Annotated in this window: 6 protein-coding genes and 2 pseudogenes; 7 read left to right on the top strand and 1 reads right to left on the bottom strand. The window is 74.6% G+C overall.

Going from position 1 to position 10752, the window contains the following annotated elements:
- Nucleotides 1–101: 101 nt before the first annotated feature.
- Nucleotides 102–1298 carry a peptidoglycan-binding protein gene (locus ACGF07_RS24455; RefSeq protein ID WP_392901997.1) on the bottom strand — a complete coding sequence of 399 codons (1197 nt, stop codon included), beginning with the start codon at nucleotides 1296–1298 and terminating at the stop codon, nucleotides 102–104.
- 401 nt (nucleotides 1299–1699) lie between these two features.
- Here ACGF07_RS24455 and ACGF07_RS24460 point away from each other — a divergent pair, with 401 nt between their 5' ends.
- The 7 genes and pseudogenes from ACGF07_RS24460 to ACGF07_RS24490 all read left to right on the top strand — a co-directional run bounded on the left by ACGF07_RS24460 (nucleotide 1700) and on the right by ACGF07_RS24490 (nucleotide 10654).
- On the top strand, nucleotides 1700–2815 hold the full coding sequence (locus ACGF07_RS24460; protein WP_392901999.1) for a hypothetical protein: 1116 nt from the start codon (nucleotides 1700–1702) through the stop codon (nucleotides 2813–2815).
- Nucleotides 2816–3225: 410 nt separating this feature from the next.
- A pseudogene (locus ACGF07_RS24465) lies at nucleotides 3226–4836 on the top strand (AMP-binding protein); the annotation flags it as partial.
- A 72-nt stretch (nucleotides 4837–4908) separates the two neighbouring features.
- Nucleotides 4909–5253: pseudogene (locus ACGF07_RS24470) on the top strand (acyl-CoA thioesterase); the annotation flags it as partial.
- Nucleotides 5250–7604, top strand: coding sequence for an FAD-dependent monooxygenase (locus ACGF07_RS24475; protein ID WP_392902001.1), 2355 nt, complete (start codon nucleotides 5250–5252; stop codon nucleotides 7602–7604). The pseudogene ACGF07_RS24470 and the gene ACGF07_RS24475, both read left to right, overlap by 4 nt.
- A gap of 2 nt (nucleotides 7605–7606) precedes the next feature.
- Complete coding sequence (locus ACGF07_RS24480) at nucleotides 7607–8578, top strand: carbon-nitrogen hydrolase family protein (RefSeq protein ID WP_392902003.1); 972 nt, start codon at nucleotides 7607–7609, stop codon at nucleotides 8576–8578.
- Entirely contained in the window at nucleotides 8575–9744 is a 1170-nt protein-coding gene (locus ACGF07_RS24485; RefSeq protein ID WP_392902004.1) for a cupin domain-containing protein, read from the top strand. Before ACGF07_RS24480 ends, ACGF07_RS24485 begins: the two co-directional genes overlap by 4 nt.
- Nucleotides 9745–9760: 16 nt before the next feature.
- A complete protein-coding gene (locus tag ACGF07_RS24490) occupies nucleotides 9761–10654 on the top strand; it encodes a fumarylacetoacetate hydrolase family protein (protein ID WP_392902006.1) in 894 nt (297 codons plus the stop codon).
- The last annotated feature ends 98 nt before the right edge of the window (nucleotides 10655–10752 follow it).

The raw sequence follows: 10752 nt of genomic DNA on the forward strand, positions 1-10752 counted from the left end.
CCGCGCCCCGGGCAGCACCCCGGCAGCGCTAGGGGCAGCGCCCCGACCGCACGCCGCCGGTCAGCCCGCCACCGGTCGGACCGCCGCCCGGCCCCGTCCGCTCAGTCCGTCACCGTGAACCCCCGTGCCGCGCCCAGCCGGTGGAGCGAGTCCCGGCCGGGGATCCCGTCCGCGGCCCCCGCCGCGTAGCCGCAGCGACGCTGCCAGCCCGCGTACGCGCTGACCGTGAGGCTGCCGAAGGAGCCGTCCACCCAGCGCTGTTCGAGCAGTCCCTCGTCCGCCAGCGCCTGTTCGACGATCGCCACCTCCGACCCGTACGTCAGGTGGCCCTGCTCGGCCCCTGGGTCGCTGCGCGCCGCCGCCACGACGTGCGCCAGCGAGACCGTGCGCGGCCCCGGCAGGTAGCCGAGCAGCCGGCGCAGCGAGGTCTCGCCCGGCACGCCGTCCGCCGCGTGTCCGGTGTAGCCCAGGCTCCGCTGGTAGTCCGCGTAGTTCTCGGTGTCCGCGTCGGTCCAGTCCGGCCCGGGCCCGGACCGGTAGTGGGCGCCGAAGCCCCGGGCGACCAGCGCCCGACCGACCGCGGTCACCTGGTAGCCGTGGGCGCCGTACCCGTACGCCAGGCCGTTGACGGTGGCCTGGTACCGGGCCGGGGTCGGGTCGCCCGGCGCCGGCTGCTGCTGGGACGGCGGCCCGGAGGGGGAGCCGGAGCGGCCGGTGAAGTCCGGCCAGGAACCCGGATCCGTGTGGTCGTTGTACGGCACGTGGGCGTGCGCGTACCAGCCGCCGCGGCTCTCCCACACCTGCTCGTCGCGGTGGGCGGAGAAGTCGGTCGGACGGCCCATCGGCCACGCGTCGGGCACGCCCCAGGAGGAGATCCAGGCGTGGATCCGGTCCCAGCCCGCGCACGGGGTGTCGACCAGCTGGGCGTAGACCTTGCCCTGGTAGCGGCAGTACGGGAAGAACACCGCCTCGATCTGGATCACCACCTTCCCGGCCCGGTTGGTGCGGGTCGGGCTCTGGCTCGGGCTGAGCAGGCTCTTCGAACGGGAGTCGGCCGGGAACAGCTGCGTCGCACGGCCGCTGAACGGGTCCCAGACCAGGTGCGGGGCGTCGCCGGCGCCGCCGCCGGTGAAGTAGGAGACGAGGGACTCGTAGGTGCACCAGTCCTGCGGCGCCGAGGCGGTCGCGTTGCGGTCCCAGGTGATGTGGGCGATGGCCTTCGGCGGGTACTGCTGGTCGGTCGGCGCGTGGTCGCCGAGGTCGTGGACCTCGGCACCGGGCAGCCACAGCTCGGGCATGTGGACTCCTCCGAACGGCGTAATGACGGCTATCGGAGGTATCGGCACGTACACGTCCGGGATTGACCCCGACGGCGGGATGTGCGGTGCCGAACCACCGGGAGCCGCCCTGGCGTTCGGAATATTGACAGCTATTCGCCACCACGTGCGACCACCTCGTCCGGACGACCGACCACCCCCTGCGCCGCCGCCGCAGCCGGCGCGTCCGCCCCGGCCCTCGCACCCGTCCCAGGCGTCCACAACCCTCGCGACCGCCACGGCCGCCCCCGGGAGAAGCCGCCCGGGCCGGCCGAGCACGTCAGGCCGGTTGCAGTTGCGTCTCCGTTCCGCACGCCGGGGTGCGGACCGCTCCGCGGGACGGGATCGTGGGGTCAACGACTCGTGCGGCGGGGGGAGTTGCCATGCGTGACGAACGGGAGCCGGTCACGGGCGCGGTGAGGGCACTGGTGCGGCTGGCCCGGGGAACGGCCGCCGGACCGGGGCAGGCGGTCGCCGAGGTGGTGCGGGCCAGACTGCGGCTGATGCCGGAGGGGCGCCGGGCCCTGGCGGCGATCGAGGCGAGCCCGGGTGACCCGGCGGCGCGGGACGCCCTGACCGCCGCCGTCGAGGGACTGCTGGTCGCCGACCCGGCGTTCGCGCAGTACCTGGCCACCACCGACCTGGGAGGACCCGCCGATCCGAGAACCGTCCAGCTGCGGTCGGGGGCGAAGGGGGACGCCGCCACCGTCCAGCTCCGTTCCGGCCCCGCGAGCACCGGCGACCCGACCACCGCCGGCGACCCGACCACCGTCCAGCTCCGGGTCGATCCGGCCGCCGCCGGTGCCCCGGCCCTCGCCGCCCGCCGCGGCAACACCGCGATCGTCGTCGCCCTCGCGCTGGTCCTGATCACGGCGCTGGTCGCGCTGGGGATCAACCTCGGGTCGCGCCCGCTGCTCCACCCCAGCGGGCCTGACTTCGCCCACGCCGCGGGAACGATCCGCGACCCCACCCGGGTACGGGGCGTGCTGCCGGACGCGGCGGCGTTGCCGGTCGGCTGGCAGGTGCAGAGCGGTCCGCTGTCCGGGGCGGGTTCCGGGGACGGCGTGCCCTGCCTGCTCCCGGACGCCTGCGACCAGCAACTCGCCTACGCCACCGTGACGTTCCGTGCCGCGCCCGTTCAGTCCGCGCAGTCCGCGCAATCCGCACAGTCCGTGCAGTTCACCGTGGTCACCTTCGCCTCCTCCGAGGCGGCGGGCCGGGCCTTCGGCACCCGGCTCGGCACCGACGGCGCTGACGCCGCGACCGTGCTCACCGTCCCGGTGATCGGCGACCAGAGCGCTGCCCGCGTCCACGGCACCTCGGGGACGGAGGCGCTCGTCCGGGTCGGCCCGGCACTGCTGCACGTGCGCGACGACGGCCCGGGAGCGGCCGCCGCGACGCCCGCCCTGGTGCTGCTCGCCCGCCTGCTCGCCGAGCGCGCCCAGCAGGCCCAGGACGGCCGCACCCCGGACGCCGCCCTCCACTGCGACATCGCCTGAGAGTCGGCAGCGGCCCGCCCCCAGCAACCCACCGCCCAGCAACCCGACACCCAGCAACCCGACGCCCCCGCAGGCCAACCGGCCCGCGGGGGCGTCGCGTTCCGTGCGCCGCCCGCCGCCCGCCTTCCGGACGTCCCGAAACCCCTCGGGCCGCGGCTCCGTCGGACCGTCACCCGCACCACCCCGCTGCCACCCCGCCACTGCAGCCCCCGGCGCCGTTACCCGCCGTCGCGCGGACGCCGCCCGGCCCCCGTCACCCGGCCGTCGCCCAGCCCCGTCGCCCCGTCGCCCGTCGCCCGCCGCCCGCCGCCCGGTCGCCCCGTCGCCCGAATGCGTGTATCGCTCCCTTGACTGGCGTCACGAGAGCGCCATACTGGCTCTACTCCCGCCGCACGATGAGGTGCCCGCCCATGGAGCTCTCCCCCTCAGCACATGTGGACACGTTCTGCCGCGACCATCTCCCGCCCTTCGACCAGTGGCCCGAACTCGTCTTCGATCTCCCCGAGTTGGCGTATCCCGACCGCCTGAACTGCGCAGCCGCCCTGCTCGACGACACGATCGCCCGGTACGGCCCCGACCGCCGCTGCCTGCTCACCCCCACCGACCAGTGGAGCTACGGCGAGGTGCGCGACCGTGCCGACCGCGTCGCCCGGCTGCTGACCGACGAGCTCGGCCTCGTCCCCGGCAACCGCGTCCTGCTGCGCGGCCCCAACACCCCCTGGCTCGCCGCCTGTTGGCTCGGCGTACTGAAAGCCGGCGGGGTGGTCGTGACCACCATGCCGCTGCTGCGCGCCGCCGAGCTCACCGAGCTGGTCCGGATCGCCCGGCCCTCCGCCGCCCTGTGCGACCACCGCTTCCTCGCCGAGCTCCACCGGGCGGACGCCCCCGACCTGCCGGTGCTCCCCTTCGGCGGCACCGGCCCCGAGGACCTCACCGCCCGCTGCGCCGCCCAGTCCCCCGGCTTCACCGCCGTACCGACCGCCGCCGACGACGTCGCGCTGATCGCTTTCACCTCGGGGACCACCGGCCGCCCGAAGGCCACCCTGCACTTCCACCGCGACGTGCTGGCCAACGCCGACACCTTCTCCCGCCACCTGCTCCGCCCCACCCCCGAGGACCTGTTCGCCGGGACCCCGCCCCTCGGCTTCACCTTCGGCCTCGGTGGCCTGCTGGTCTTCCCGCTCCGCGCCGGCGCCGCCAGCCTGCTGCTGGAGCAGGCCACGCCCGAGCAGCTCGCCGAACAGGTGGCCCGCCACGGGGTGAGCGTGCTGTTCACGGCGCCGACCGCCTACCGGGCGATCCTGGCCGCCGGGTCGGCCGGCCTGCTGGCCGGCGTCCGCCGCTGCGTCTCGGCCGGCGAGCCGCTGCCCGCCACGGTGTGGGAGGCCTTCCACGCGGCCACCGGCCACCGGCTGATCGACGGCATCGGCGCCACCGAACTGCTGCACGTGTTCATCTCGGCCGCCGACCAGGACATCCGCCCGGGCTCCACCGGCCGTCCGGTCCCCGGCTACCGGGCGGCGATACTCGACGAGCAGGGCGAGCCGGTGCCGGACGGCCGGCCCGGACTGCTCGCGGTCAAGGGCCCGACCGGCTGCCGCTACCTGGACGACGAGCGTCAGCACGGCTACGTCCGCAACGGCTGGAACCTCACCGGCGACACCTACGTCCGCGACGAGGACGGCTACTTCTGGTACCAGGCGCGCAACGACGACATGATCGTCTCGGCCGGCTACAACATCGCCGGGCCCGAGGTCGAGCAGGCGCTCGCCGACCACGCCTCGGTGGCCGACAGCGCCGTGGTCGCCGCTCCGGACGAGCGGCGCGGCACGGTGGTCAAGGCGTACGTGGTGCTGCGCGAGGGCGTGTCCGCCGGGCCGGAGACCGTCAAGGAGCTCCAGGAGCACGTCAAGCGCACCATCGCGCCGTACAAGTACCCGCGCGCCGTCGAGTTCGTCACCGAACTGCCGCGCACCGCCACCGGCAAGCTGCTGCGCGCCGAACTCCGCAGGAGGGCCGCCCTGAACCCCGCCAGCGTCACGATAGAGCGCCGCGTCGAGTGGTCCGACACCGACGCCGCCGGGCACTACCACTTCTCCGCCGTCCAGCGCTGGGCCGAGGCGGCCGAGGCGGCCCTGTTGCGCCGGCTCGGGCTGGCCGACCTGTTCGGGCGGATCCCCCGGGTGCACTTCGAGGCGGACTACCGTGAGCGGCTCTGGTTCGGGGACGTCGTCCGCACCGACCTGCGGGTGGTCCGGGTCGGCGACTCCTCGCTGCACTACGCCTTCGAGGTGCACGGCCCGCACGGGCTGGCCGCCAGCGGCCGGATGTCGGTGGTGCACGCCGCCCCGCACACCAAGGGCGCCGAGCCCTGGCCCGCACCGGTGCGCCGGGCCCTGAGCGAGGCCGGACCGCAGCAGGCGGAGGTGTCGGCGTGACGGCCGCGGTCCGCCGGATCGCGGTGATCGGAGCGGGCCCGGGCGGGCTCTACTTCGCCGCGCTGGCCAAGCAGTTGGCGCCGCACCGGGAGATCACCGTGTTCGAACGGGACGCCCGGGAGGACGAGTTCGGCTTCGGCGTGGTCTTCTCCGACGAGACGCTGGAGGGCATCGCCCAGGCCGATCCGCAGGTCTTCGCCGCGATCAGCGCCGAGTTCGCTCGCTGGAGCGACATCGACGTCCGCTACGCCGGCCAGGTCCGCACCAGCGGCGGCCACGGTTTCGCCGCCCTGGACCGCAACCGGCTGCGCGCCATCCTGCAACGGCGTTGCGCGGAGCTGGCGGTGGACGTGCGCTACCGCACGCCGGCCCCACCGGTCGAGCGACTCGCCGACGAGTACGACCTGGTGGTGGCCGCCGACGGCATCCGTTCGACCACCCGGGCGGCCTACCCGGAGGCCTTCCGCACCGAGCTCGACGAGCGGGACTGCCGCTACATCTGGCTCGCCACCGACCGGGTCTTCGAGGCGTTCACCTTCATCGTCGAGGAGTTCGACTTCGGTGTCCTCCAGGTGCACGCCTATCCGTACAGCGCGACCCGCTCCACCTTCATCGTCGAGGCCGCCGGGCAGGCCTGGCGCCGCGCGGGCTTCGAGGCCCTCGCCCAGCGGGGTTCGGCGCGCGGCGAGAGCGACACGGAGAGCGTCCGGCGCTGCGCGGAGCTGCTCGCCGGGCACCTGGACGGCCACCGGCTGATCCCCAACGCCTCGCGCTGGATCCGCTTCACCACCGTCCGCAACGCCAGGTGGCGCCACCGCAACGTGGTGCTGCTCGGCGACGCCGCCCACTCCGCGCACTTCTCGATCGGCTCGGGCACCAAACTCGCCCTGGAGGACGCCCTCGCCCTGGCCGCCACCCTGAACGAACAACCCACCCTGGACGCCGCACTGACCGCCTACGAGGCCGAGCGGCGGCCGGTGGTGGAGTCCACCCAGCGGGCGGCACAGGCGAGCCTGGAGTGGTTCGAGACGATCGGCCGCCGCACCGGTCAGGCCATCGACCAGTTCGCCTTCAACCTGCTCACCCGCAGCCGCCGCGTCACCTACGGCAACCTGCGCGCCCGCGACCGCGCCTTCACGGACGCGGTGGACGCCGCCGTCGGCGGTTCGCCCGGGGTGCCGCCGATGTTCCGGCCGCTGAAGCTGTCCGCCCTGGAACTGCGCAACCGGGTCGTGGTGCCCCCGCTCGCCACCTTCACCTCCCCCGACGCGCTGCCCAGCGCCTTCGACCGGGCGCAGCTCACCGCGCACGCGCTCGGCGGTGCCGGGCTGGTGATCGCCGGGATGACGGCCGTCAGCGCCGAGGGCCGGACCACCGATCGCTGCCCCGGTCTGTGGAGCGACCACCAGGAGACGGCCTGGGCCGAACTCCGCGCTGCCGTACGGGCGGTGAGCGACGCCCCGGTCGGCATCCAGCTCACCCACGCCGGCCGCCGCGCCGCCACGACCGTCCCCGGGCCGGACGGCATCGGCCGTCCGCTCGCCGAGGGCTGGCCGCTGCTCGCCGCCTCGCCGCTGCCCTGGGACGCCCACAGCCGGACCCCGCACGAGGCCGGTGAGATCCACCTGGCCGCCGTGACCGCCGACTTCGCCGCCTCCGCAGAGCGCGCCGCGCGGGCCGGCTTCGACGTCCTCGAGCTGCAGTTCGGCCACGGACACCTGCTGTCCTCCTTCCTCTCCCCGCTCACCAACCACCGCACCGACCGCTACGGCGGCCCGCTCGCCCACCGGCTGCGGCTGCCGCTGGAGGTGCTGGCCGCCGTCCGCGCCGTCTGGCCCGCCGGCCGGCCCCTGCTGGTGCGGATCTCGGCCGCCGACTGGGCCCCCGGCGGCACCACCGAAGCCGACGCGGTGGCGATCTGCCGCGCGCTGGCCGACGCCGGGGCGGACGCCCTGGACGTCTCCACCGGCGAGGTCGTGTCGCACCAGCGGCCGCCGTACGGGCGCGGCTACCAGACGCCGTTCGCCGAGTTGGTCCGCGCCGCCACCGGCCTGCCCACCCTCGCGGTCGGCGCGATCTCCCACCACGACGACGCCAACTCCGTCCTGCTGGCCGGTCGCGCCGACCTGGTCGCGATCGGCCGCGCCCACCTCCACGATCCGTTCTGGACCCTGCACGCGGCCGCCGACCAGGGGTACAGCGGCCCGGGCGCCCGCTGGCCGGAGCCCTGGCTGGCGGGCAGCCGCAAACCCCCGGGCCCGGGCGCCGACCGGGTCGCCCCCCGGCTCCACCTGTTTCCCGAGCCCGCCCCGCCCGTCCACCGCCGCTGGCTGCCCCGGACCGAGGAGTGACCGTGCCGGACCTGCCCCGCTTCACCGCCGCCGCCGTGCAGGCCGCGCCCGTCTACCTGGACCCGGCCGCCACCGTGGACAAGGCCGTCGCGCTGATCCACGAGGCCGCCGGCCACGGCGCCGGCCTGGTGGTCTTCCCCGAGGTCTTCGTGCCCGGCTACCCCTACTGGAACTGGACGATGACCCCGGTGCAGGGCTCGCCCTGGTACGAGCGGCTGTACCGCGCCGCCGTGGACGTCCCCGGCCCGCACGTGGACACCCTGCGCGCCGCCGCCCGGCAGGCCGGGGTGGTCCTGGTGATCGGCGTCAACGAGCGCGGCCGGCACAGCCTCGGGGTGCTGTACAACACCCTGCTGATCATCGGCTCGGACGGCGAACTGCTCGGCGTGCACCGCAAGTTGGTGCCGACCTGGGCGGAGAAGCTGACCTGGACGCAGGGCGACGGCAGCTCGCTGCGGGTCCACCACACGGCCGTCGGCCCGCTCGGCGCGCTGGCCTGCGGCGAGAACACCAACACCCTGGCCCGCTTCACCCTGCTGGCCCAGGGCGAACTGGTCCACGCCGCCAGCTACATCGCCCTGCCGGTGGCCCCCGAGGACTACGACATGGCCGAGGCGATCGCGCTGCGCGCCGCCGCCCACTGCTTCGAGGGCAAGCTGTTCACCGTGGTGTCCTGTTCCACCATCTCGCCCGAGATGGTGGACCTGATCGCCGGCGAGGACCAGCAGGTCCGCAAGCAGCTCGCCCGCCCGCGCAGCGCGCTGTCCGGCGTCTTCGGCCCGGACGGCCGGGCGGTCACCGAGCCCCTGGTGGACGAGGAGGGCATCGTCTACGCCGAGATCGACCTCGGCCGCTGCATCCAGCCCAAGCAGATGCACGACATCGTCGGCCACTACAACCGCTTCGACGTCTTCCGGCTGCACGTGGACAACCGCCCGCTGCGGCCCTTGGTGCTCCCCGAGGAGGAGGCATGACCAGCGAGAACAGCCCCCGCGACGGCGTCCGCGGATCCGGAAGCCCCGGCGACGACGACTACGACGACGACCGGATCGGCCGCGCGCGGGTCACCGACAGCCCCGAACTCCTCGCCTACTACGATGAGTTGGCCAAAAACGAGGCGGGCGCCCTGTGGACGGTCGCCAACGAGATCGAGCCCTGGTACCCCCAGCCCCGGTCCGTCCCGGTGCTCTGGCGCTACGCCGACCTGCGCCCGCTGGTCCGCAAGGCGCTCCCGCTGGTGAAGGCCGACGACGCCGGCCGCCGGGTGGTGATGCTGGTCAACCCGGGCCGTCGCGAACTCAGCGCCGCCGTCGGACTGCTGTACACCGGCCTGCAGATCATGGGCCCCGGCGAGGCGATGACCGCGCACCGCCACCAGGCCTCCGCGCTGCGCTTCGTCCACGAGGGCAGCGGCGCCTGGACCATCGTGGACGGGCAGCGGCTCGAGGTCGGCCCGCGCGACTTCGCGATCACCCCCAACAACACCTGGCACGAGCACGGCAACGAGGCCGACGACAACCCGGTCATCTGGCAGGACGGCCTGGACATCCCGCTGGTCAACACGCTCGACGCGAACTTCTACGAAGTCCACCCCGAACTCCACCAGCGCCCCGGCCCGGTGGTGAACTCCTCACTGCTCAGCTACGGCGGCAACCTGCTCCCGTACGGCGTCGAGAAGTGGACCCGGCCGTACTCGCCGCTGCTCGGCTGGCCCTGGGAGCCGAGCTACCACGCGCTGTGCCAACTCGCCCGCGCCGCCGAGGGATCCCCCTACGACGGCGTGGTGATGGAGTACACCAACCCGGTCACCGGCGGCTCGGTCATGCCCACCATGGCGGCCCACCTGCAACTGCTGCGCCCCGGCCAGGCCACCCGCGCGCACCGGCACACCGGCTCGGTGGTCTACACGGCGGCCAAGGGCCGCGGCGTCTCCGTGATCGCCGGGCAGCGCTTCGCCTGGCAGCAGGGCGACATCTTCGTCGTCCCGTCCTGGGCCTGGCACGAACACGCGAACCTCGACCAGAGCGAGGACGCCTGCCTGTTCTCCTTCAACGACTTCCCGGTGATGCACTCGCTCGGCCTCTACCGCGAGGAGGCCTACCCGGACCACGACGGACACCAGCCCATCACCACCCCGTGACAGGAGAGCCGGAGCCATGCACCTGCTGACCTACTGCGCCGACGGCGACGACACCCCGCGCCTCGGCGCCCGGATCGGCACCGACCGGGTCGCCGACCTGACCGCCCTGGCCACCGCCGCCGGGGTCCGGCTCCCGGCCGACCTGCTCGCGCTGGTCCGGGCCGGGGAGCCCGCCCTGGCCGCCGTCCGCGAGCTGCTCGCCGGAACGCCGGACACCCGTCCGCTCGCCGAGGCCTCGCTGCGCGCACCGCTGCGCCCCGGGAAGATCGTCGGCGTCGGCCTCAACTACGTGGAGCACGTGGCCGAGTCGCACCGCAGCCTGGACACCGAACGCGAACTCCCTGACCGCCCGGTCCTGTTCGGCAAACCGGCCACCGCCGTGACCGGGCCCGGACAGCCGATCCTGCACAACGCGGACCTCACCAAGCAGCTCGACTGGGAGTGCGAACTCGCCGTGGTGATCGGCGCACCCGCCTTCCGGGTGGACGAACGGGACGCCCTGCGGCACGTGTTCGGCTACAGCATCGTCAACGATGTCAGCGCCCGCGACCAGCGCCGCTCCGGGCAGTGGTTCTTCTCCAAGGGCCAGGACAGCTACGCGCCCTTCGGCCCGGTCGTGGTCACCGCCGACGAGATCCCCGACCCCCAGCGGCTCGACCTCTCGCTGCGGGTCAACGGCGAGCTGCGCCAGGACTCCAACACCCGCTACATGCTGTTCGGCGTCGCCCGGCTGATCGCCGACATCTCCTCCGGGATGACCCTGGAGCCGGGGGACGTGATCGCCACCGGCTCCCCGTCGGGGGTCGGCGCCGGGATGGTCCCGCCGCAGTTCCTGCAGCCCGGGGACGTGGTCGAGGCCACCATCGAGCGGATCGGCACCCTCAGCAACCCCGTGGTCGACGCCCGCTGACCCGGCTCCCGGCGGTGGGGCGCCCCCCCCCCCCCCCCCCCCCCCGCCGCCCGCCCCCCCCCCCCCCCGGCCCCCACCCCCCCCCCCCGGGCCCCCCC

It is taken from the genome of Kitasatospora sp. NPDC048194 (assembly GCF_043202455.1).
Classification (GTDB): Bacteria; Actinomycetota; Actinomycetes; order Streptomycetales; family Streptomycetaceae; genus Kitasatospora.

Excerpts from the sequence above, each read along its gene's own strand:
- ACGF07_RS24485 (WP_392902004.1), top strand. The coding sequence starts at position 8,575 with ATGACCAGCGAGAACAGCCCCCGCGACGGCGTCCGCGGATCCGGAAGC.
- ACGF07_RS24460 (WP_392901999.1), top strand. The coding sequence starts at position 1,700 with ATGCGTGACGAACGGGAGCCGGTCACGGGCGCGGTGAGGGCACTGGTG.
- ACGF07_RS24455 (WP_392901997.1), bottom strand. The coding sequence starts at position 1,298 with ATGCCCGAGCTGTGGCTGCCCGGTGCCGAGGTCCACGACCTCGGCGAC.
- ACGF07_RS24490 (WP_392902006.1), top strand. The coding sequence starts at position 9,761 with ATGCACCTGCTGACCTACTGCGCCGACGGCGACGACACCCCGCGCCTC.